Origin of the sequence: Stackebrandtia sp. (assembly GCF_035643755.1) — a bacterium.
Classification (GTDB): domain Bacteria; phylum Actinomycetota; class Actinomycetes; order Mycobacteriales; family Micromonosporaceae; genus Stackebrandtia.
The window spans coordinates 1-22,778 of sequence record NZ_DASQPW010000196.1 but is presented as its reverse complement, the minus strand read 5'-3'; the positions used below and the strand labels follow the sequence as shown (position 1 = coordinate 22,778).

Sequence of the window (22,778 nt, the reverse complement as noted above, 5' to 3'; positions counted from 1 at the left end):
CGTCGCGGTCACCGCGCTGATGGGGTGCGTGTCGCTGTCGTCCGTGGAGGCCCAGCGGTGGCGGATGGCCATGCGGCCGCCCCCGCCGTACCACCCCTACCAGCGCTAGCGGTCGGGCGCCTCAGACGACCGCGCCGTTGTCGTCGCCGGAGTCGTCGCCGTCCTCGGGCTCGGGGCGCAGCCGCCAGATCAGCATCAGCACCCCGCCGACGAAGCCGGCCAGACCGGTCACCAGTGCCAGGTCCCGCGGGACGTGCAGCAGGCCCGGCGAGATGATCAGCGTCAGCCCGCCCAGCACCATCAGGGTGCCCAGGACCGCCGGAAGCGAGGGGATCGGCATCGGCGCCGGTGGCGGCGGCTCGTAGACCTCCTCCTCGTCGTCCTCGTCCTCGGGGACCTCGGCGTCCAGCAGCTCCAGCAGCGTCGGTTCCTCGTCCTCGGTCACCGCCGGGCGGGGGGAGGGCTTGTCGGCCTCCTCCGCGTCCTCATCCGGCCACTGAGGAGTGTCGTCGAAGTCGGAGATCAGCTCCGCGAAGCGCTCGTCGACCTCCTTGTCGCCCAGCTCGCCGTCGGAGTTGGAGTCGCGGGCCCGGTCGGGGTCGTCGTCATGCGAAGGGCTCATGACGCCTCCTCCAGGGCGGCCAGCCGCGCGGCGACGAACTCGGCGCTCTGCTCGTGCAGCTGCGGGGCGTCGTAGTCCAAGGTGGCCACGTGGTAGCTGCGGGGCAGCAGGTGCTCCGAGACCTCGGAGCTGCGCACCCCGTCCAGCACGATCCGCGAATTGCGCGGATCGACGATGTGGTCGGTGGCGCTGTGAATCACGGTGATCGGCTGGGTGATCCGAGGCAGGTCCTCGCGGGTGATCGTCCACAGTTGCCGCAGCGAATTGAGCGCCGCCAACGGAACCCGCGGATAGCTGGTCTCGAAGGTCTCGGGCTTGGCGATGTCGCTGCCGATGCCGGGCACCGAGCGCACCGCCAGCCGCAGATACGGCACCAGGTACCTCACCGCGAAGCGCGGGTCGAACACCGACGGATTGCACACCGCGATGCCGGCGACCTCGTCGCCGCGCTGTTCGGCCAGACGCAACACCAGGGTGCCGCCCATCGAGTGCCCGAAGACGAACACGGGTCTGCCGCGCCGCAGCGCGTCGTCGAAGGCGTTCTCGAGCTCGCCGTACCAGTCGGGCCAGCGGGTGGTGGCCAGGTCCTGCCAGCGGGTGCCGTGGCCGGGCAGTCTCGGTGCCATCACGTTATAGCCACATGTGTGCATATATTCCGCCCACGGACGGACCGACGCGGGGGTGCCGGTGAACCCGTGACACACCACAATGGTCGCCGGGGCGTCGGCGCCGGCGTCGAGGTGGATCGCTTCGGCCCCGCTCAGAACGGACACGGCAGGCACCTCTTTCGTCGTCTGCTCAAATCTTTACACGACAGGTAACCACCCTGTGCACGGTACCCGCCCGAGCGCTCGCGGCAGTAACCTCTACCTACTTCGTAAAACGTGACCGTCAAGGAGAGCAGCGTGCTGTATGGGGTCCTGAAGTGGTTTGTCGTCGGGCCTTGGCTGCGATTGCTCTATCGACCCAAGGTCGACGGGAAGAAAAACATTCCCAAGACCGGGGCGGCGGTGATCGCCAGCAACCACCTGTCTTTTTCCGACTCCATATTTCTCCCGCTGGTGGTGCGGCGCAAGATCATATTCATCGCCAAGTCCGACTACTTCACCGGCAAGGGCGTCAAGGGGTTCTTCACCAGGATGTTCTTCAGCGGCGTGGGCTGCATCCCGGTGGACCGCACCGGCGGCTCCTCGGCGCGCGCGGCCCTGGAGACCGGGATGCGGGTGCTGTCGGAGGGCGAGCTGTTCGGCATCTACCCCGAGGGCACCCGGTCGCCGGACGGAAAGCTGTACCGCGGCAAGACGGGCGTGGCCCGCCTCGCCCTGGAGTCGGGCGCCCCGGTGATCCCCGTGGCGATGATGAACACCGGCGAGCTGCAGCCCATCGGCAAGCGGCTGCCGAAGATCGGGCGGGTCTACATCAAGATCGGCCAGCCCATCGACTTCACCAAGTACGCCGGGCTGGCAGGCGAACGGGTGGTGGAGCGCGCCGTCACCGACGAGATCATGTACGCCCTGATGGAGCTGTCCGGACAGGCCTACATCGACGAGTACGCCGCGAAGGTCAAGGAGCTGGCGGAGAAGGCGTCGGCCTCGGCGGCCGAGGCCGCGGCCGTCAAGGCCGCGCTGGATCGCCAGGCGACGGCCAATCAGGACACCCCCGAGGAATGACGCCCCGGCGCGGCTGCCGGACCGCGCCGACACGCTGTGTCACGCGCCACCGCGGCCATCGCTTCCGTGGCGGCTTTGGCCATGGCAGCATCAAGACGTCGCGCCGGTCGCAACCAGGAGGATCGCCATGTCGTCCCGTCCCGAATCCCGCATCGAAACCCTGGCCGTCCACTCCGGTGAACGCCGTCCCGGCCCCGAGGGCTCGGTGGTCTTCCCGATCTACCAGGGGACGGTGTACTCAGTGGACGAAGGCACCGACTACCACGACATCAAGTACCTGCGGCTGAACTCCACGCCCTCGCAGGTCTACCTGCACGGCAAGCTGGCGGCGCTGGAGGGCGGCGAGGCCGCCGTGGCCACCGCCTCGGGCATGGCCGCCATCACCACGTCCCTGCACTCGGTGCTGCGCGCCGGGGATCACATCCTGGTCGGCAACACGCTGTACGGCGGCACCCACGACTTCTTCACGCACCACGCCACAGACAACGGCTGGACCTACACCTTTGTGGACCCGCACGACCCCGCGTCCTGGGAGGCGGCGGCCACCCCCGACACCAAGGCGATCTACGTCGAGACCATCACCAACCCGCTGATGCGGGTGGGGCGCCTGGCCGAGATCGCCGCCTTCGCCCGCCGCGCGGGCCTGGTGTCCATCATCGACAACACCTTCGCCTCGCCGGTGAACTTCCGGCCCCCTGCCGTCGGCTTCGACCTGTCGGTCCACAGTGCCACGAAGTACCTCAACGGCCACTCCGACCTGGTCGCCGGGGCCGTGATCGGGAGCGCCGAGCGGGTCGACGCCGTCCGCAAGACCCTCAACCACTACGGCGGCAGCCTCGACGCCCACGCCGGTTTCCTGCTGGCGCGCGGCCTCAAGACCCTCGCCCTGCGCGTCAAGGCCCAAAACGCCAACGCCCAGGCCCTGGCGACCATGCTCGCCGCCCACCCCAAGGTCGCCGCCGTCAACTACCCGGGCCTGCCCGACCACCCCGACCGCGCGCACTCCGGCGAGCTCCTCGACGGGTTCGGAGGCATGCTGAGCGTCCGCCCGGTCGGCGGCGCCGCCGCGGCCGAGCGACTGTGCCAGACGGTCGAGCTGCCGTACTACGCGCCCAGCCTCGGGGGCGTCGAATCCCTCATCACCGTGCCCGCCAAGTCCTCCCACGCGGGCATGAGCCCCGCCGACCGCGCCGCCGCCGGGGTCACCGACGACCTGGTGCGGATCAGTTGCGGCATAGAAAATCCCGACGACCTGGTGGACGACTTCGCCCGCGCGCTCGACAAGATCGGGGCCTGAGCCCGCCGGGCATCAGCCCCGCGTCGTGATCTTGCAGATCTTCCAGTCGCCCTGCTGCTTGGTCAGTTCCACGTCGTGCTTGGCGGAATTGGCGCCCGTCGCGGTCGTGATCGTGACCGTGGCGGTGTCGCCCTTGATCTCCTCATTGGACGCCGTGACCTTCAGGTCCTTGCTGGGGGCCTTGTACTTCTTGGCCGAACCGTTCTTCTCCAGTTTGGACGCCAGGTCGTCGCACATGTACGACTTGGCCTTCTCCCAGGTGGGGGCCAGCCAGGCCTTCTTGGCCACGTCCGACGGCACGCCCTTGTCGGTGTCCGCCGACGAGGACTTGTCGGACGGCTTGTCCTTGCTGGACTTGGAGTCGGAGGTCTTGCCCCTGTCGTTCCGGTCCCCGGAGGACTGGCTGGACTTCGCGTCGGCGGCCAGACCGAACCAGCCGTTCTTCCACGGCTGGTAGACCGCCGCGGTCACGCCCGCGCCGATCAGCACCACGACCACGATGATCAACGTGACGTACAGGCCGGTGCGCTTCTTGCGGGGCGGCATCGGGGGAGGGGGCGCGAAACCGGGCAGCGGCGGCAGGTTGCCGGGCGGGCCGGGAGGGCCACCGAAGGGGTCGGACGGCGGCATCGATTGAGGCGTGGCCTGTCCCATCCCGTAGTCGGGCATCGGCGCCTGGGACGGCGGCTGCGGCTGGGTGGGATCTTCGTAACTCATGGTCTCGGCCTCGGAAGTGATCGAAGTGGAACGCGACGAATCTACCCGACCCGCCGCGAATCAGCGAAACTCCAGGCCGACGAGCCTGGCCAAAAGGTACGCCTCGGTGCCCGCCAGGCCGACCGAGCAAAACAGCGTGCCCGGCTCGGGGCGCACCTCGCCGGCCAGCACCGCCCCCAGCGACACCATCCGATCCAGGTGGGGCGTGCCCGTCAACACGAACGGCGGGTCGTAGGCGCGCACCTGCGCCGGCGAGTCCGTCACCACCAGCGCGGCCCGCTCGGCCAGCGCGGCGTCGAACTCGGCGCGGCCGCGCAGCTTCGGCCCCAGGGTCGTGACGTAGGCGTCCGGGCGGATCGCGGCGGCGTCGACCACGGGGGTGCCGCTGTTGGTCGCCAGGACCACGATGTCGCGATCGGACACCGCCGCCTCGGGACCGTCCGAGGCGCGCACGTCCAGGCCGTAGCGCTCGGAGGCGTTGGCGGCGAAGCGTTCCCGCCGCTCGGGGTCGCGGCCGTAGACCGCCACCGAGTCGAGCCGCCGCACCGTGCTGATCGCCCACAGCTGCATCCACGCCTGGGTGCCGGTGCCGATCAGCCCGAGGCTGGACGCACCGGGGGAGGCCAGGGCGTCGGCGGCCACCCCGCCGATGGCGCCCACCCGCATCGGCCCCAGCTCGGCGGTGACCGCGATACCGGCGACGTCGCCGGACGGCTCGGCGTGGATCGCCACGATCTGGTCGCCGGACGGCATGTCGAAGGAGTCGTAGCTGCGGTAGCCGAACCAGCGACCGGGCATCCGCCCCGCGGTGTAGGTCAGCCTGCCGCCGTCGAAGGGGACGTGGGTGCGCGGCGGCGTCACCAGCTCGCCGCGGTGCGCCGCGCCGATGGCCTGGCGGATCCAGTCGACGGCGTCGCGGGCCGTCAGGCGGGCGATGATGTCGGCGTCGCGCAGGACCTCAACTTCTCGGGACATGGCGGCACCATAGCCGTCACCAGGCGACGTCGCGGACGACCGTGACCGTGTCGCTGGAGCGGTAGGGGGAGCGCGTCTCGGCGTCGGGACGGTCGCGGAAACACGGCACGGAGCCCAGGCCCGGCGACTCGTCGAGGACCACCAGCTTCGGGTGCGCGTTCTCGGCGAGCCCGATCGTGAGGTCGACGCCGCCGGAGGGCGGGTCGACGAAGCGGATCGTGGACGGCCACGTCCCCGAATCCTTGGGGTGCAAGGTCTTCGTCACCGATGCCGATCCGTGAACCGAGGCGGCGACGGCGGTGACTCCCGTCGCGACCCGCAGCGTGATCGCGTAGGCGTGCCGCGGCGAATCAATGTGGACCCTCAGCTTCCCGCCGTCGCGTTTCACCCGAGCCGTCGGGGCGGGCACGTCGACGGGTTTGGCGGCGCCCCACGCGGTCAGCCCATCGTCCACATAGCCCGAGGGAACCCGGTCCGCGACTCCCGCGTGCGGCGCGAACGACGCCGTCCACGGCGATCGAGCGGTGTCGGTGGTGACCCAGCTCGCCCGGCCCGTGTCGGCGTTCAGCACGTACGCCAGGTTCGACCGGCGAGGGTGCTGGTGGTCGTAGCCGTCGATCGCCACTCCCGCGGCGGCAACCGCGATCGCCGCCGCGACGGCGACCAGCGGCACTCCCCAGGCGAACCGGCGCCGGGGCGCCCCCGTTTCGCCGCACCACGGCTCCACCAAGGGAACCAGCGCCACGCCCAGCAGCGCCAGGACGAAACCCGATACGCCCGCCAGCCCCATGCCGAAGGTGGAGAACAATTCCGTGGCCATGCTCGCCAACAGGACGCAGGCGGGAACCGCGCCCAGGGCGAACGCCACCGTGGACGTCCGCCACGCCGCGCGCGGAACCGCCACGGCCACCAGCGTTCCCGCCGCGACCCCGACCGCCGCCAGGGTGAAACCCACCGCGGTGTGCACCGAGACCAGGGCGCTTCCCGCCACCGCCGACAACACCAGCCAGGACACCCCGCCCAGGGCCATGGCGGCGGGTCCCAACCGCTTGCGCAGCAACCAATACCACGCCAACACCGCCGCGCCCGACAGCAGCGCGACCGCGGCCTCGTAACCGACGGGGCGGTACAGCATGCCGCCCGAGTCGCCGTACCCCGGCCGCAGGCCCGTCAGGACGGTCCACAGGACCTGTCCGGCCGCCACCGCGACCCCCAACGGCAAAAGCCCCGAAATCCACGCCAGCGACCACCTCGGCAGGCTCAACATGCGCCGCCGTCGCGCCACGATCACCGCCGCGGCGCACAGCGCCACCGCCGACGCCGCCAACACCCATCCCCACCACGCGGGGTACCGGATCATCACCCCGAACAGGTGCGTGTACACAGTGTCCGATCGCGCCCTCATCGTGGACAGGTCGGTGTCGGCGAAGGCGCGGGCCAGCGCCACCATGTTGTCCCCGTGTTCCTGCAGCGTCCCGAGATCCACATGCGACAGATTGTCGCCGGGCGTGTGATACCAGGCCGCGCCCTCGATGTTGGCCGAGTTGAGCCCCAGATACCCGTGCTGCTTGAACTCGGTGAGGTCGGTGTTGTTGGGAAGGTACCGGTAGGCATCCACCATGGACGAATCCCCGGTGGTGTGCGGCGCGGCGTCGGCGTACACCGAGATCAACCGCGCGTTGCCCGCCGAGGTCTCGAACATCAGCGACGGTCCGCCGGTGCCGCGCGCCTCCCAGTTCAACACCACGTCGGCGCCCCGCGACGGATGCGCCCGCGCGTACGCCTCGGCGCCCAGCAGCCCCTCCTCCTCGCCGTCGGTGAGCACCAGCGTCACGTCGTTGCGGTGAGCCCGATCGGCGGCCAGCGCCCTGGCGGTCTCGACGATCCCGGCGACCTGCGCGGCGTCGTCGGAGGCGCCGGGCCCGCCCGGCACCGAGTCGTAGTGCGCCGCCAGCACCACCCGCCCGGTCGAGCGGCGGCCCGGCAGCGTGGCGACCACGTCGTCCACCCGCCCGAACACCGCGTCCCCCTCCCACGCGGTGCCGCCGACGGCGTGATCCACCCGAACCTCGAAACCCAGCCGCTTCAGCTTGGCGGCCAACAGGTCCCGGGCCCGATCGCTGGCGGCGCCGCCCAGCGGACGCGGCCGGTCGGCCAGCTGACGCAGCACCGAAGCGGCACGTTCGGCGCTGAACCGCGATCCCGGGGCCGACGACGGCCGAGGATCGGGCAGGCCGCCGTCGACGGCCAGGTTCGCCGCCACCAACGCCGCCAACACCGCGAGCACCGCGGCACCCGCCCACCACCGTCGTCCACAAGAGATCAACTTATCGCGCATGTGCACCAGTATCGATCGTGTGCTCGCGCGGCGCGTCGCCCCGCGAGAGGAGAATTCGCGTCAGACTTTAGTCGTAATCGCCCAAGTCTCCCTGTGGTACACCGTCGTGGTAGGACACTGAGGTGGTGCTGGTGCCCGTATTGCTGTCGCTCGTCGTGATCTGGTACGTGCTGCGCGCCGTCGCGGTCGCGTCCCTGCCGGTCCGGCGCCTGGTCGGCCGCTGGTCGGTGTGGACCGGCCGCGCCCACGCCTGGGTCATGAGCGCCCCGGCGACGTTCACGTACATGGCGATCTTCACCGCCTCCACGACCCTGCAACGCAACGCCCCGCCCCGGCTCATCACCCTGCTGACGACGCTGCAGAGCACCAACCTGGCGCGGCTGTCCACCAAACCGCTGGTCGTGCTCACCTCCAGCGCCCTGTGGGTCGCCAACCGGGGCGCCGGGCTGAGCCTCTACCTCGTCGTCTTCGCCACCCTGGTCGCCTGGGCCGAGCGCCGCTACGGCACGCCCCGCATCGTCCTGATCGGCGTCACCGGGCACGTCCTGGGCTCCCTGTTGACCGCCGCGGTCGAGCTGCACGCGATCCGCGACGGCCACGCGCCGCAGTCCCTGGCGATGTCCACCGACGTGGGCGTCAGCTACATCATGGTGGCCGGCTGCGCCGCCGCCGTCCTGGCGATGCGCGGCCGCACGCGCGCGGTGTTCGCGCTGCTGTTGGTGGCGGGCATCGTCACCCCCCTGGTCATCAACCGCACCGTGTGGGACCTCGGCCACCTGCTGGCCACCACCTGCGGTCTCGCGATGGCGGCGCTGACGCTCATCATTCGTCCGCTGCGCACGCCCGTCGACGTCGACGACCTCGCTCGACACCTGCGGCGCCGCCCGCCGACGAATCAGATGTCCTCGTCCTTATCGAGATTCGCGTTGTAGATGGTGGACGGAACCCGAAGCTCGGTGTCCCCGCGGTACCGCCGCACGACCTCGGGACCCGGAACGACGGTGAGCGCGGCGAGCCCGTCGAACAGCGCGTTGGCCTTGTCGTCCATGTCGGCGTGGGGATTGGGCATCGGGCCCCAGCAGTCCCACGGGAGTGACTCCACGTTGTTCAAGGCGGCGACGTCGCGAACCAGGTTGCCCGCGATCCACCAGTAGCCCGCCTCGTTGATGGCGCTGAGCCCGAAGACCTTCGGATCGGCCCGTCCCTGTCGGCAGGCGCGCCAGGCGTCGCCGGCCACCAGAAACCGATCGCGCGGCACGTCGAGCGGGTCGAAGTCGATGCCGAAGTTGTCGCGCTGCGTGGCGTCGAGCTCGGCGTCCAGCAGCCGCCACCGCCCCGTGCCGGGATCGAGGTATTCGCACACCCAGTGGTCCTCGAAGACGCCTGGCCCGAAGTATCCCCCGAACCCACAGCGCGCCCGCGCCGCGATTCCCTTGGCCCGCAACAGTGTCACGGCCAGCACCGTGTAGTGGCGGCAGTTGATCACGAGGCGGCGCCGGGGTGGACGGGCCGTGGCGAGCGGGGCGGGGTCGGCGGCGACGATGGCGCCCAGCATCGCCTCGACGGGCCGCAGGTGCACCGTGGCGCGGCGCTCCTCGGTCAGGGCGTCCCCGTAGGTCTCCACCAGGAACTCGTGAATCAGCAGCCCCTGCACCACCTCGACCAACCCGGCGACGTCGTCGGGCAGGTTGTCGAGGAGGGCGCTGTGACGCCCGGGGTCGGTGTAGCGGGTGAGGGCGCGGTACATGTCGGTGTCCATGGACGCGAGCCTGCCGTCTGACACCGTGTCAGGGTCAAGCGCTTCGCACAGGTATGTGTCCCGGAATACGGTATAGGGGTGGCCGAGTTGTCACGAGCGTGTTCAATGTTCGATGACGACGCGACCGTCCGCTCCCGACGCGGACAGTCAACCATGGAGGTACCCCTATGCCGGTGCGTGCGTTGCGAGGAGCCGTTCAGCTCGAGCACGACGACCGTGACCATCTCGTCGACAGCGTCCAGGAGCTGTTCCAACGGATGCTGTCCGCCAACGGACTGGACTCGGAGGACCTGATCAGCGTCATCCTCACCGCCACGCCCGATCTGGTCAGCGAGTTCCCCGCCAAGGCGTTGCGCCAGCTCGGCCTCGACGACGTGCCGCTGATGTGCGCCCAGGAACTCGACGTCGACGGGGCCATGCCGCGCGTGGTGCGGATCCTCGCCCACGCCGAGACCCCCCTGCCCCGCAGCGAGCTTCAGCACGTGTATCTGGGCGGCGCCGCGAAACTCCGCGCCGACATCGCCGTGTCCAGCCGCCGTTGAGTTAGCCTGCCGATGATCTCGTGAGAGACATCGAGTGCATCCACACTTTCAAGGAGTACACACCATGGCCACAGTGCGCACCGCCCGCACCAACTGGAGCGGCAATCTCGCCGAGGGTTCGGGAATCGTCCACTTCGCATCGTCCGGGCGCCCCGACGCCGACGTCACCTGGGCGGCCCGGTCGCAGGACGCCAACGGCAAGACCTCGCCCGAAGAGCTCATCGCCGCGGCGCACTCCTCGTGCTTCTCGATGGCGCTGTCGGCCGGGCTCACCAAGGCCGGGACGCCGCCGCAGAGCCTTCAGACCAGCGCCTCGGTCACTTTCGACCCGGCGGCCGGGGGGATCACCGGGATCGCGTTGACCGTGCGCGGCACCGTGGCGGGCATCAGCGCCGAGGACTTCGTCGCCGCCGCCAACGAGGCCAAGGCCGGGTGCCCCGTGAGCAAGGCGCTGGCCGGGGTCGACAACATCACCCTGGACGCCTCGCTGGCCTAGGCGGGCCCCTCCAGGTCGACGGCCCAGGGCGGGTCCGCGCCCGGGACCGCGCAGACGCGTTCGGCGACCCGGGCGGCGAAGGCCGCGGCGTCGACCGCGGCGTCCAGGCACAGGTCGTCGAGGCGGCCTCCCAGGGCGGCGGCCTCGTTGAGCCGATGCAGCAGGCCCGCGCTGAACGCGTCGCCCGCGCCGATGGTGTCGGCGACGCGGATCGGGCGGGAGGCGACGTCGCGGGTCTCGCCGTTCAGCGAGACCGTGGCCCCGGACGCGCCGCGCGTGACGACGACCAGGCGGACCCCGGCCGCGTGCCAGGCGGCGCGCAGCCGGGTTTCGTCGGCGTTCGGGTACACGTGGGCCAGATCGTCGTCGCTGACCTTGATGATGTCGGCGATCGTCGTCCACAGTGGGAACAGCTCGCGGTAGGTCGCGGCGTCCACCATCCCGGGGCGGGCGTTGGGGTCGATGGAGATGGTCGCGGTGGGACGCATGCGGCGCAGGTAATCGGTGATCAGGGCGGCGCCCGGGGCGATCGCCAGGGCGAGCGATCCCGTGTGGACGGCGCCCGCCCCGGGCGCGGGATCGGCCAGCTCGGCGGCCGTCCAGTGCCAGTCGGCCGTCTCGTCCAGGTAGAAGTCGTAGGCGGCCTTGCCCGCTTCGTCCAGCGCCGTGATGGCCAGGGTGGCGTGACGGTCGGTGGCGACCGAGCCGCTCAGGTCCACTCCGGACGCCTCCAGGTGGTGGCGCAGGCGCCCGCCCAGCACGCCGGTGGACAGGCGGCCCAGGTACCGCGCGGTCGTGCCCAGCCGCGACAGCGCCACCGCCGTGTTGGCGGGGCTGCCGCCGGGCGTGATGTCGAGCCGCAGGGCGCCGTCGCCGGGCACCGCCACGGCGTCGGCGACGGCCTCGCCGACGACGGCGATCGCGTCCACAGTCGTCTCCCTTCGTCCCGAGTGGTCCCATCGGGCCGAAACCCTAGCGCGCATGACCTAGCATGTCCGGAATGCGGGGTACGGGGGACAACGCTCGACGGTGGGTCGTGGCCGGGTATCGGATGGCGTTCGGGGCGCTCACCCTGGCGACGTTCGTCTACAACATCGTGGTGGTGCGCGAGCGACCGCAGTTCAACATGGTCAACATGCTGTCCTACTTCACCATCGAGAGCAACCTGTTCGCCGGCGGCGTGTTCGTGGCGGCGGCGCTGCTGTTGGGCGGCGGCCGGGTGATGGACGCGTTTCGGGGCGCGGCCACCGTTTACCTGGTCACCACGGGCGTGGTGTACCTGACGCTGTTGTCGGGGTACGAGGGGATCGAGGCGCTCACGCCGCCGCTGGTGAACCTGGTGATGCACCAGATCATGCCGGTGGTGTTGGTGGTCGACTGGCTGCTGGACCCGGCGCGGGCGCGCCTGTCGTATCGGGATTGCCTGTGGTGGCTGCTGTTCCCGATCGTCTACCTTGGATATACGCTGCTGCGCGGGCACGCGACCGGCTGGTATCCGTACCCGTTTCTCGACCCCGCTCACTCGGGCGGCTACGGCGCGGTGGCCGCCGCCTGCGCGGCGGTCGCGGCGTTCGTGGTGGCGGTGAACCTCGCGGTGGTGTGGTATTCGAACCGGCGTCAGCCCGCCGACGACAGCGACTGGGAGCGCATGTCCAGCGACTGCAGCACCGAGTCGACCGCGGCCGGGTCGTAGCCCGGCTGGGTGCGGGCCTCCACCAGGGCGGCGCGGGCCGCGGCCAGCATCTCGTTTTCGAGCTTGCGGATCTTGGTGCGTTTGGCCAGCAGCCGGGCCGCGTCGGAATCGGAATCGATATTGGACGGATCGAGCTCGGCGGCGCTGACCATGTCGTACCAGCTGTGCATCCGCTCGACGAACTCCGTGGGCACCCGCCCGGTGCCCGCCAGCTCCTCGAGGCGGCGGGTGGCGGCCTGGCGCGCGCACTCCACGACCTTGCGGTTGGCCGCGGCCTCCCGGGTGGCGTCGGCGCGCAGCCCGAGCCGCCCGATCAGCCACGGCAGGCTGAGGCCCTGCAGCATCAGGGTCGCCACCACCACGGCCATCGACACCAGCTGGATCTGCTCGCGGCCGGGGAAGGGATCGCCCGCCCGGGTGGTGAAGGGCAGGGCCAGCGCGGTGACCGTGGTGACCACGCCGCGCATCCCGCACCAGGCCACCACGACCGTCGCCCGCCAACCGATCGGCGACCCGGTCCACGACAGCCTCCAGCGGGTCACCCACATCGCCAACAGCATCCACACGGCGCGCGCCAGGATCACGGTGCCGGCGATGAGTCCCGAATACAGGGCCAGGCCGGTGACGCGCCCGTTGAAGTCGCCGATCACGGCGACCAGCTCCAGGCCGATGATGCCGAAGGTGACGGCGGTGACCATGAGTTCCGTGACGTCCCAAAAGGACCCGCGCACCAGCCGTCCCTCGATGTCGTCGGGGTCCATGGAGCGGGCGCCCAGGTAGAACGCGGTCGCGAGCACGGCCAGCACGCCCGACGCGTGCAGGTCGTCGGCGGGCACGTACGCGATGTACGGCACCAGCAGGCTCAGGGCCGTGGTGAGCCGGGAGTCGGCGATCCGGTCCAACAGCACCTTGCTGACGAAGCCGACGGCGAAGCCGATGGCCACCGCCACGATCCCGGAGTACGCGAACGAGCCCAGCGAGCCCAGCGGCGACAGCGATCCGGTGACCACCCCGGCGACGGCGACCTGGTACAGGGTCAGGGCCACCACGTCGTTGAACAGCCCCTCGCCCTCCAAAATGGTCACCAGCCGGCGGGGGAGCCCGAGCCGCCCGGCCACGGTGGTGACGGCCGCGGCGTCCGGCGGCGAAACGATGGCGCCCAACACCAGCGCGGCGCCGATCGGCAGGGCGGGATGGATCGTGGCGGCCACGATGGTGACCACGGTCGTGGTGACGAACACCAGCACCACGGCCAGCAACAGGATCGGCTTCAGGTTGGCGGCGAACTGGCGCCAGGACGACCGCCGCGCCGCCGCGTACAGCAGCGGCGGCAGCACGACCGGGAGGATCAGCTCCGGAGACAGCGTGACGTCGGGGACGCCGGGAATCAGGGCCAGCGCCAGGCCGAGGCCCGTGGTGAGGATCGGAGCGGGCAGCCGGAGCCGTTCGGCGACGGGCACCAGTAGGACCCCGCCCAACACCAGGAGAAACAGGACGGCGATCGGGCTCATGACCGCTGACACTAAGACATGGGGGCGTTCGAGGGGCGGCAACGCGCGTTGCCGCGTGAGTGGCGGTGGATGCGTAGGTGTTGACTTCACGCGCTGCGCCACTACTGTCAATAGTATCGGCAACCCGCGAAGCCCAGAAAGGACGGCGACATCATGGCGTCCGCACACCCCAGAGGTCCCGCCACTTCCCTCCTCCGCCAACGCAAGACCTGGCTGGTCAGCGCGATCACCGTCGTGCTGGTGCTCGGCCTGAGCACCACCGCCACGTCGTTCGGCGCCTCCGTGGCGATGAGGGACAAGAGCCACGACTCCACGTACGCCGAGGTCGTCGACCAGATGGGGCAGCGCGGCATGAAGTCCGCGCCGGTGTCCGAAATGGGCACCGCGGGCAGCTTCACGAACGGACGCCAGGTGTGTCACGACGGCGCCAAGTGGCTGCGGCTCACCTTCGGCGGCCTGAACCTGACGGGCGACGACTGGTTGCGCACCAAGGGATCCGAGGGTGGAAGCTTCACCTTCAGGGGCCACGCCTGGAAGGACCGCAAGTTCACCACCCGCGCGTTCTCGGGCGACTGCGTGCGGTTGACGGGATCGATGAACGCCGACTCCAGCAGCTACTCCATCGTTGGAATGGACTACGGGACCCGGCCGTTGCAGGACGCCAACCCGGTGGTCGCCGGCGCCGGCGACCTGTGTGGACCGATGTGTGAGTCCACCTCGGACCAGATCGAGCAGATCAACCCCGACGCGGTGTTCACCGCGGGCGACAACGCCTACAACGACGGCACCTACGACGAGTTCATGAGCAAATACGACCCCACCTGGGGCCGCTTCAAGGACAAGACCCACCCCTCGCCCGGCAACCACGAGTACAACTCGGACGGATCCGGGTACTACGAGTACTTCGGCGACGCCGCCGGCGACCCGGCCCGCGGCTACTACTCGTGGGACATCGGCGACTGGCACTTCATCTCGCTGAACTCGAATATCGACATCTCCGAAGGATCTGAAGAGGTCAAGTGGCTCAAGGATGACCTGGCCGCCAACACCAAGCCCTGCACCGCCGCCTACGAACACCACCCGCGCTACTCGCGCGGCGACCACGGCTCCAACACCGACATCAAGCCGATCTGGAACGCCCTGGACGACGCCGACGCCGACATCCTGCTGTCGGGCCACGACCACAACTACCAGCGCTACGCCCTCCAGGACGCCGACGGCAACCCCTCCGCCGACGGGGTGCGCCAGTTCGTGGTCGGAAGCGGCGGCCAGAGCCTGTACGACTTCAACGCCGACGTCCCGAACTTCGAGGCCGGCGACGACGGCACCTACGGAGTGTTGAAGATGACGCTGTCGAGCACCGACTACGCCTGGGACTTCGTGCCGCAGGCAGGCAGGGAGTTCACCGACTCCGGTTCCCAGAAGTGCCACAAGGCGTCGTCCTAAAGGGGCGACACCGACGACGCGCTGGCCCGCCACAGCCTCGGGGCTCCGGAGCCGTTGGCGGGCACCGTGTACACCGACGGTCCCTTGCCGTTGATGGGCCGGGCGTAGGCGATGGTGTCGGCGCCCATCCACACGGCCTGGTCGTCGACGCTGTGCCGCTCGGCGAGCGCGACGTCCTTGCCGCCCTTCAGGGTCAGGACGTGCAGCCGCCACGGATGGTCGCGGTCATCGGAGACCTTCTTCTTGTAGGCGATGCGCGTGCCGTCCGGCGACAACGACGGGCACTCCACATTGGTGCGAACGCTGGTGAGGCGTTCGCGCCTCAGGTCGCCGCGCATCAGCCAGGTGTGCCCGCGGGAGGACAACGTGACGTAGAAGGTGTTGTCGTCGGAGGCGAAGGTGACGCCCCAGTAGTTGCTGTCCTTCGCGTCGTAGCGCTTTCCGTCCACATAGGCCGCGAAGTCCTCGAGGGACGCGTGCAGGCGCCCGCCGTCGGCGTCCATGATCCCGGTCGTGGTGGAGAACCTGCCGTGCGGCTGGTAGGAGTCGCCGGTGCGAAACACCGTCCACGCCACCAACGCGCCGCTGGGCGACACCCGCGCCCGGCTCGGCGTCCCGTCCACCCGCACCGCCGCCACCCGGGACATCCGCCGGTCGTACACGGCCGCCTTGAATCCGGGCGGACGGTACGTCTCGTACAGGCACACCGTGGTGCCGGCCGCGCCGTACACCCGCTGGCACTTCAGGCCGCTGCGCGTCGCGGCGCCGTGCCCGTCGGCGCCGACCTGCGCCACCACGGGCTCGCTCCCGGACCCGTCCAGGAACAATGCCGTGCCGGATTCGTTCGGCCGCAAGGGGTCGGAAGCGTGATGGTCGGGTGTCGAATCCGGGATCCACCACCACAGCCCGAGCCCCGCCACCAGCACCACGCCAGCGATCACGGCCGTCCAGGAGCGTCTGGTCATGCCTCAGCCTAAGGCGTGCGGCGAGGCGGGGGTCGACAGCAGTTCCGCTCCATTGTGGTGCGTGACGGCGGGGATTCGCGGGGCGATCACCGCCACGGCGGCGGAGTGATCGGCGCCGGCTTCCAGATCGGCCAGCCACATCGCGGGGGACGCGGGGTACTCCAGCACCAGCGGCCGCTGGCGATAGCCCGACACCCGTACCTTCTTCAGATCGGTTCTCAAACCGTCGCCGGTGGCCTTGACGGCCGCCTCCTTGCGCACCCAGTAGGTGAAGAACGCGGCCTCCTTCCGTCCCGGCGGCGCCTGCTTCACTTCGCGGAACTCGGTGTCGTCCAATACGGTGCGCGCGAGATCATCGCCGATGCCGCGATGCGCCTCCACATCGACGCCGATCGGACCGGCATCGGTCACCGCCACCACCACCCAATCGCCCGAGTGCGACACCGACACGAAGGCCGGGTCGCCGTCCACACGGGTCTTGCCGTGGGGCCGCCCGCAATCCGGGCAGTCGCGTCGCAGCGGCACCCCGGCGGGGGCCGTCCCCAGCCATTGCCCCAGGGCCAGGCGGGTCAAGGCGCAACCCACCATGAATCGATCGGCGTCGACCTTGTGCCGGTAGGCCGCCGCCCGATCACGCTCGGCGTCGGTGAACAGGGTGCGATGCCAAGCCGCGGTGTCGCGCGGGTGAGCCCACCACACGCGACACCGCGGCCGTTGACGAACCATGGTTTCCAAACCCGCGCCCGCTACAGGTGCAGGCCGTCTTGCGCGTGCCCGACCAGCTTGGCGATCGCGACCATCAGGTCCCCGGTGATCGGAACGGGGTTGGAGCCGTCCATGCCGGGAAGCGGGTCGACGGTGTCCGCGTAGCGGTCGACCAGCGGCAGCACCGCCGCCGACAGCGCCTTGTTGGCGAGCCGTGCGGTCAGCGGCGGCCTCGTCTGCGACCGCTCGACGATTTCGGGTCGGGTGCCCGGCGCGCTGCCGATCATGCCGTCACCATGCCCGACGTACTTGTCGACGAACCGCAGGATCCGCTTGGCGGCCTTGGGGGAGTTCTTCTCGAGCATGATGTCGTGGCCGGTGCCGGGAACCGAATATCCCTCCACCGTGGCCTTAGGTCCGTACCACTTTCGCTCGAACTCGGCGATGGCGTCGTCCGAGGTGCAGGTCGCGGTGCCCAGACCACAAAACAGCGGCTCGTGCGCGCCGTTGACGGCCAGCACGGGCAGGTTGGTGTGGCGGTTCTGGTTCTTCAGGTCACCCGGGACCGGCATGGTGGCGAGCTTGATCAGGCTGGTGGTGTCGCGCATGACCTTCTCATCGGTGTCGATCATCTTGGGATCGGCGTTGTCCTTCTCGTAGAAGGTGTAGCGCGTTCCCGGGATGCTCGTGAGATACAACGGATCGAGGTCGCGGTCGGCGAACTGCTCGTCGCCGGACGCCAGGTAGTCGCGTCCGGCCACCGTCGGCGCGGTGTAGACGGAGTTGAACATGTGGGTGTACCCGGTCGTCACGACCGCGTCGAGGTCGTTGTACTTGCCGACTTCGGCCGTCACCACCGCCGAGCCGGTGCTGTGACCGACGCCGACCACCTTGTCGAAGGTGCTGCCCAGCGAGCCGTCGCGCAATGCCTGGACGACCTCGTGGACGGTGCGCACGTCGTTGTCAAAGGTGTCGAACAGGCTCAACGGGTGCAGCGACTCGCCGGCCGCGAGCCGATCGATGGCGAAGGTCGCGTACCCGGCGGCGTTGGCGGCGCGTGAGTACGAGTAGGTGCCGGATTCGTATGGGGTATCGAAATACTGGCGGTTGTACGTCCAGCCGTGCACCAGCAGCTGCACCGCCGTGGCGTTCGGTGGGGTGCACAGGGTGCCGGCGATGGACCCGGAGGTGCCGCCGACCTTCACCGGCACCGCGGCGTCCTTACACTCGGTCGCCTGACCATCCGCCTGCGCTTGGGCCCCGGTGTAGACCAGACCCGACAGGGCCACGACGGCCGCGGCCGCCAGTGCGAGTCGGCGCGTTCGCGGCGACCAACGTTTGAACAGGGACATCTATTTTCTCCTGGGGGTCGAAAGCACCCGGGCCATGAAGCCGGGGGAGAAGATCGCCGAGGGCGCGTCGAGGAATCCGGCAACCCGGATGAACGTCGCCGCGATCTTGGGGTGTGCGGCACAGGCGGCGTGAATGCGCGCCACGTATCGGTTGATGAGACGTACCGGCAGCGGACGGTCGCCCTCGATCGCGGGGATCGCGAGGTCGCCGCCACCGGCCAACTGCCAGGGGGCGCCGATGACCTTGGCGGCGGACTTGAAGAAGCGCCGCGGCAGGTCCGTGGTGCCCTTGCCCAAGCACTCGCGCAGCGCCTGGGCCTCCAGACTCGCCACCGTCATTCCCTGGCCGTACACGGGATTGAAGCTGCAGATGGCGTCGCCGAAGGCCAGCAGACCGGCGGGCAGCCGGCCCAACCGGTCGTAGCGTCGCCAGGTGCTGGCCGGGAACCGGTGGGTGACGAAGTCGTTCAGCGGCTCGGCATCGGCCAGCGCCTTGGCGACGTCCGGGATCGGCATCGTCTCGACGAAGGCCAGCCAACCGGCCTCATCGGACGGCGGCCGGATGCCCGCCATGCCCGCATTGGTGGCCATCCATCGGTCACCCTCCACATTGACGATGCCGAACAGGCTGGGGCGCTCGGCCTCGGCGCCGACGAACACGAACCGGTCGGGCCCCAGCGCGTCGGCGGGCATCCGGAAGGTGCGGCTGACGTAGGTGACGTCGCATTTGACGCGATCCTCGGCGGGCGCGTCGTAACCGAGCTCGGTCAGCCAGGTCTTCATGCGCCCGGAGCGGCCCATCGCGTCGACGACCAGCTCGGCGTCGAGGGACTCCTCGCGAGGCTCGTCGCCCAGATGCGTGATCTTGGCGCCGACCACGGCGCCGTCGGAGACGATGAGCCCGGTCGCCTCGCACCGGTCGACGATCTCGACACCGGGCAATTGGGACACTCGGGATCGGACGGTGTGCTCCAGCAGCGGGCGCGAGGCCTGGATCAGTTGGGATTCACAGTTTCCACGGGCGAACTCGTGTCCCGAGAACACGAACCGGGTCTGCGTCATCATGTCGGCCAAGGGGACACCCTGGCCGGTGAGCTCGTCGACCAGTCCCGGGAACAGCTCGTCCAGGACCTGCCCGCCACGGGCCAGCAGCACGTGGATGTGTTCACCCTGCGGAACACCGCGGCGCGAGGCGGCCTCGTCCGGCAGCGCGTCGCGCTCGATGATCGTCACCTTGGGGAAGTGGTCGCTGAGGGCGCGGGCGGCCAGCAGCCCGCTCATACTGGCGCCGCAGACGATCGCCCGTCTCGGCGGCGCCTCATCCGGGGCCGCGCGAGACGCCGCGTCCTCCTCTGAGGACGGAGTTTCACTCACTATGGAGCTCCTTGTCTATGAGGGCGAACATTTCATCATCGGTGGCCGCATCGAGGTCGGCGTATCCCGTGGAACCGGAGGGCGCCTCGGCCTGAAGGTCGGCCAGCAGCGCGCTCAGTCGGGATATCGCCTCGGTTCGGTCGGTGTCGCCGCTGGAGAGCTGCGCGATGGAGCCGCGCAGCCGGTCCAGATCCTCGAAGGCTTGGGGCACAGCGGGTGCGGCCTCGGCGGCGAGATCCTCGCCGATCCGCGCGGCCAGCTGTGCGGCGGTGGGGTGGAGGAACGCGACCGTGCTGGGAAGCCGCAGCCCGGTGTGCCGGTTGAGTCGGTTGCGCAGCTCGACCGCGGTGAGGGAGTCGAAGCCGACCTCGCGGAACGTCACGTCGGGTCCGACGTCGTCGGCCGATCCCAGGCGCAGCACGGTCGCGGCGTGCGAACGCACCAGATCGAGCAGGTACCGCGAACGATGCTCAGTGGACAGCTGTGCCAGTTGGGTGGCGAGGTCGGCCCGCGCCACCTCGGTCCCGGCCTGTCTTCGGTTCGGGGCGGCAACGAGCTCGGAGTAGATCGGCGGCAGGTCGCCGGCCTCCGCGCGCTCCCGCAGCCGGGGGATGTCCAGTCGAGCGGCGATCGGGTTCGGCTCGTCGCGGGCCAGGCAGGCGTCGAACCATGCCAGACCCTGCGGTGTCCCCAGCGGGGTCACGCCCGCGCTCCCGACCCGCGCGAGGTCGCGCCGGTCCAGGTGGCCGGTCATCGCGCTGGCCTGTTCCCATAGGCCCCAACGGATCGCGGTGGCCCTCAGTCCCCGGGCGCGGCGCTGGAGGGCCAGCCCGTCGAGGAAGGCGTTGGCGGCGGCGTAGTTCGCCTGCCCCGCCATGCCGATGACGCCGGCGATGGACGAGAACATCACGAAGGCGTCCAGGTCCATGCCGTCGGTCAGGTCGTCGAGGATCGCCGCGGACTCGGCCTTGGCGCGCAGCACCCGGTCGAGCTGGTCGGGCGTCATCGACTCGATGAGCGCGTCGTCGAGCACGCCCGCCGCGTGGATCACGGCGCCCAGGGCGACGCCGTCGAGGAGCCGCGCGGTCGCGGCCCGGTCGGTGAGGTCGCGGGCCTCGACGCGGACGTCCGCGCCGAGCTCCCGCAGCTCGGCGACGAGCTCGGCCGATCCCGGCGCCCGCATTCCGCCGCGGCTCACCAGCATGAGGCGGCGAACGCCGTGTTGTCCGGCGAGATGCCTGGCCAGGATGCCGCCCAGGGTCCCGGTGCCGCCGGTGATCAGGACGGTCTTGTCGGTGTCCCAGGCGAAAGCGGCCGTCGAGGCGCCGAGCCGCCTCAGGCGGGGGGCCGTGGCCCGTCCATCGCGGAGATGAAGCTCGGGCTCCGACGCGGACGGTAGGGCGCGGGGCCTGTCGCTGTCGCCGCGCACCAAGGCGAAGCGGTCAGGGTGCTCGGTGGAGGCGGCCCTGGCGAAACCGGCGACGGCCGTCGAGACGGCGGAGTCGTCCGCGGTGACGAAGACGAGGCGGCCGGCGTCGCCGCGCTTCAGCCACGCCTGGGCCAGTTCCAGACAGGCGAGGGCGGTGTCGGCGACGTCGCCGGTGGCGACTCGCGCCAGCACAACCGGGGGAGTCGCGGCGGCAAGGTCGTCCAATTCGGAGGCGCGTGTCACCGTCGGAAGTCGTTCGGCCGCATGGTCTTCGGCCTCGACGGGCACCAGGTCGAGGCGGTAGAGGCCGCCGGGGCCGGCCGCCTGGAGCCGCTGCGGCTCGGCGAGTTCGCGCAGCAACAGCGATTCCACCGTGGCGATCGGCGAGCCGGTCTGGTCGGCGATGTGGGCACGCACCGAATCGTCGTCGTTGTGCCGCAGGACGACGCGCAGGGCGGTGGCGCCCGAGGCGTGCAGCTCCACTCCCGCGATGGTGAACGGCAGCGCCACCGTGGCGTCGGGGTCGTCGACGCGGTCGGCGAGGAAGCCGTGCAGCGCGGCGTCCAACAGCGCCGGGTGCATCCCGAAGCCCGCGGCCCCGGCGCGCTGGTCGTCGGGAAGCGTCACCTCGGCGTAGATCTCGTCGTCGCCGCGCCACGCCCGGGTGATGCCGCGGAAGCAGGGGCCGTAGTCGTAGCCCAGCCGCGCGGTGCCGGCGTACAGCTCGTCCGCGTCGATCGGACGCGCGCCGTGGGGCGGCCAGACGACGACGGCGGGGTCCGGGCGCGCGGAAGCGGCCCGGGACGCGGCCAGCGCGCCCGCGGCGTGGCGGATCCAGGTCTGTTCGGCGGCCTCGGCCATCGAGTACACCGTGACCGGCCGATGGCCGTCGGCGTCGGGTTCGTCGACCCGCACCTGGATCTGGCTGCGGTCGTCGGGGCCCAGGACAAGGGGCTCGGCGAAGTTCAGTTCGACCAGGTGCCCGCAACCGAGCGCGTCGCCGGCCCGGATCGCCAGTTCGACGAATGCGGTTCCCGGCACCACGGCGCGGCCGTTGACGACATGGTCGCCGAGCCAGGCGTCGTCCCTGCGGGACAGCGAGGCGTGCAGGATCGCGGCGTCCGCGTCGGCCAGGGGCGCCACCCGGCACCCGAAGGGCGCGGAGTCGGCGCGCCCGGCCGACTCCGGGGAGATCCAGTACCGCTGACGCTGAAACGCGTAGGTCGGGAGGTCGACCGGCGCCCCGACCGGTTCGATCGGCCAGTCGACGTGGACCCCGCGAACCTGGGCCTCGGCCGCCGAGGTGAGGAACCGTCCGGCGCCGCCGTCGTCGCGTCGCAACGACCCCACCACCAGTGCGTCGACGCCGAGGTCCTCGGCGATCGCGGCGAGGCTGTCGCACAGCACCGGGTGCGGGCTGACTTCGATGAACGCACGGTGCCCGCTCGACAGCAGCGACCTGATGACCGGGTCGAGTCGCACGGTGTGGCGGAGGTTGCGGAACCAGTAGTCGGCGTCGAGGGTCTCCCCGGCCACGACCTGCTCGGTGACCGTGGAGCGCAGCGGCACGCGGGTCTGCCGCGGACTGATGCCGCTGAGCGTCTCCAACAGGTCGCCGTGGATCGCTTCCACCTGAGTGGAGTGGGAGGCGTAGTCCACCGCGACGCGCCGGGCCCGGACCCCGTCGATCTCGCAGGCGGCCAGCAGTTCGTCCAGGGCGCCGGGTTCGCCCGACACCACTGTCGCATGGGGACCATTGATCGTGGCCACGGAGATTCGATCGCCCCATTGCGTGATGAGCTTGCCGACCTTGGCGACCGGCAGTCCGATGGACGCCATGCCGCCGCGCCCGGACAGCCGATCGCGGATCAGGTTGGCGCGCAACAC

20 protein-coding genes are annotated in these 22,778 nt (G+C 70.4%); 7 read left to right on the top strand and 13 right to left on the bottom strand.

Annotated features, from left to right (window positions below; genetic code table 11):
* Positions 1–121: 121 nt before the first annotated feature.
* A complete protein-coding gene (locus tag VE172_RS15015) occupies positions 122–622 on the bottom strand; it encodes a hypothetical protein (RefSeq protein WP_324802734.1) in 501 nt (166 codons plus the stop codon).
* Positions 619–1,395 carry an alpha/beta hydrolase gene (locus tag VE172_RS15010; protein ID WP_414715107.1) on the bottom strand — a complete coding sequence of 259 codons (777 nt, stop codon included), beginning with the start codon at positions 1,393–1,395 and terminating at the stop codon, positions 619–621. Before VE172_RS15010 ends, VE172_RS15015 begins: the two co-directional genes overlap by 4 nt.
* Positions 1,396–1,527: 132 nt before the next feature.
* Between VE172_RS15010 and VE172_RS15005 the strand changes: the two genes are divergently transcribed.
* On the top strand, positions 1,528–2,292 hold the full coding sequence (locus VE172_RS15005; RefSeq protein ID WP_324802733.1) for a lysophospholipid acyltransferase family protein: 765 nt from the start codon (positions 1,528–1,530) through the stop codon (positions 2,290–2,292).
* 127 nt (positions 2,293–2,419) lie between these two features.
* The gene (locus VE172_RS15000; RefSeq protein WP_324802732.1) at positions 2,420–3,589 is read left to right on the top strand and encodes a trans-sulfuration enzyme family protein; all 1,170 of its coding nucleotides are present in this window, start codon (positions 2,420–2,422) and stop codon (positions 3,587–3,589) included.
* 12 nt (positions 3,590–3,601) lie between these two features.
* Here VE172_RS15000 and VE172_RS14995 read toward each other — a convergent pair whose 3' ends face one another.
* From VE172_RS14995 to VE172_RS14985, 3 genes are read right to left on the bottom strand one after another with little or no spacing between them, the layout of a single operon-like run.
* Positions 3,602–4,306, bottom strand: coding sequence for a hypothetical protein (locus VE172_RS14995; RefSeq protein ID WP_324802731.1), 705 nt, complete (start codon positions 4,304–4,306; stop codon positions 3,602–3,604).
* Positions 4,307–4,366: 60 nt separating this feature from the next.
* On the bottom strand, positions 4,367–5,281 hold the full coding sequence (locus VE172_RS14990) for an ornithine cyclodeaminase family protein (protein ID WP_324802730.1): 915 nt from the start codon (positions 5,279–5,281) through the stop codon (positions 4,367–4,369).
* A gap of 16 nt (positions 5,282–5,297) precedes the next feature.
* Complete coding sequence (locus tag VE172_RS14985; RefSeq protein WP_324802729.1) at positions 5,298–7,619, bottom strand: M20/M25/M40 family metallo-hydrolase; 2,322 nt, start codon at positions 7,617–7,619, stop codon at positions 5,298–5,300.
* Between the two features lie 131 nt (positions 7,620–7,750).
* Between VE172_RS14985 and VE172_RS14980 the strand changes: the two genes are divergently transcribed.
* Positions 7,751–8,551 (top strand): rhomboid-like protein, encoded by an 801-nt coding sequence (locus VE172_RS14980; RefSeq protein ID WP_324802728.1) that lies wholly within the window; start codon positions 7,751–7,753, stop codon positions 8,549–8,551.
* Here VE172_RS14980 and VE172_RS14975 read toward each other — a convergent pair.
* Positions 8,515–9,378, bottom strand: a complete 864-nt coding sequence (locus VE172_RS14975; RefSeq protein ID WP_324802727.1) for a transglutaminase domain-containing protein — start codon at positions 9,376–9,378, stop codon at positions 8,515–8,517. The two genes, VE172_RS14980 and VE172_RS14975, sit on opposite strands and share 37 nt — an antisense overlap.
* 167 nt (positions 9,379–9,545) lie before the next feature.
* On the opposite strand from VE172_RS14975, the gene aroH reads away from it, so the two are divergent.
* Both aroH and VE172_RS14965 read left to right on the top strand, forming a co-directional pair.
* Positions 9,546–9,920: a chorismate mutase gene (aroH, locus tag VE172_RS14970; RefSeq protein WP_349258392.1), complete on the top strand. Its 375-nt coding sequence runs from the start codon at positions 9,546–9,548 to the stop codon at positions 9,918–9,920.
* Positions 9,921–9,984: 64 nt separating this feature from the next.
* Positions 9,985–10,416, top strand: coding sequence for an OsmC family peroxiredoxin (locus tag VE172_RS14965; protein WP_324802725.1), 432 nt, complete (start codon positions 9,985–9,987; stop codon positions 10,414–10,416).
* On the opposite strand, the gene VE172_RS14960 is transcribed toward VE172_RS14965, so the two are convergent.
* A complete protein-coding gene (locus VE172_RS14960; RefSeq protein WP_324802724.1) occupies positions 10,413–11,345 on the bottom strand; it encodes a carbohydrate kinase family protein in 933 nt (310 codons plus the stop codon). The genes VE172_RS14965 and VE172_RS14960 overlap by 4 nt on opposite strands.
* 71 nt (positions 11,346–11,416) lie before the next feature.
* Between VE172_RS14960 and VE172_RS14955 the strand changes: the two genes are divergently transcribed.
* Entirely contained in the window at positions 11,417–12,109 is a 693-nt protein-coding gene (locus tag VE172_RS14955; RefSeq protein ID WP_324802723.1) for a Pr6Pr family membrane protein, read from the top strand.
* Here the strand turns inward: VE172_RS14955 and VE172_RS14950 are convergent.
* On the bottom strand, positions 12,034–13,620 hold the full coding sequence (locus VE172_RS14950; RefSeq protein ID WP_324802722.1) for a cation:proton antiporter: 1,587 nt from the start codon (positions 13,618–13,620) through the stop codon (positions 12,034–12,036). The two genes, VE172_RS14955 and VE172_RS14950, sit on opposite strands and share 76 nt — an antisense overlap.
* Positions 13,621–13,773: 153 nt before the next feature.
* Between VE172_RS14950 and VE172_RS14945 the strand changes: the two genes are divergently transcribed.
* Positions 13,774–15,066 carry a metallophosphoesterase family protein gene (locus VE172_RS14945; RefSeq protein WP_324802721.1) on the top strand — a complete coding sequence of 431 codons (1,293 nt, stop codon included), beginning with the start codon at positions 13,774–13,776 and terminating at the stop codon, positions 15,064–15,066.
* Here VE172_RS14945 and VE172_RS14940 read toward each other — a convergent pair.
* From VE172_RS14940 to VE172_RS14920, 5 genes are all read right to left on the bottom strand, one after another.
* Entirely contained in the window at positions 15,063–16,031 is a 969-nt protein-coding gene (locus VE172_RS14940; protein ID WP_324802720.1) for a TolB-like translocation protein, read from the bottom strand. The genes VE172_RS14945 and VE172_RS14940 overlap by 4 nt on opposite strands.
* A gap of 3 nt (positions 16,032–16,034) precedes the next feature.
* Positions 16,035–16,730: a 4'-phosphopantetheinyl transferase family protein gene (locus VE172_RS14935; RefSeq protein ID WP_324802719.1), complete on the bottom strand. Its 696-nt coding sequence runs from the start codon at positions 16,728–16,730 to the stop codon at positions 16,035–16,037.
* A 47-nt stretch (positions 16,731–16,777) separates the two neighbouring features.
* Complete coding sequence (locus tag VE172_RS14930) at positions 16,778–18,088, bottom strand: alpha/beta hydrolase (RefSeq protein ID WP_324802718.1); 1,311 nt, start codon at positions 18,086–18,088, stop codon at positions 16,778–16,780.
* A complete protein-coding gene (locus tag VE172_RS14925) occupies positions 18,089–19,462 on the bottom strand; it encodes an FAD-dependent oxidoreductase (RefSeq protein ID WP_324802717.1) in 1,374 nt (457 codons plus the stop codon).
* Positions 19,455–22,778 (bottom strand): type I polyketide synthase (locus VE172_RS14920; RefSeq protein WP_324802716.1); only part of this gene is annotated, 3,324 nt, incomplete at its 5' end. The genes VE172_RS14925 and VE172_RS14920, both read right to left, overlap by 8 nt.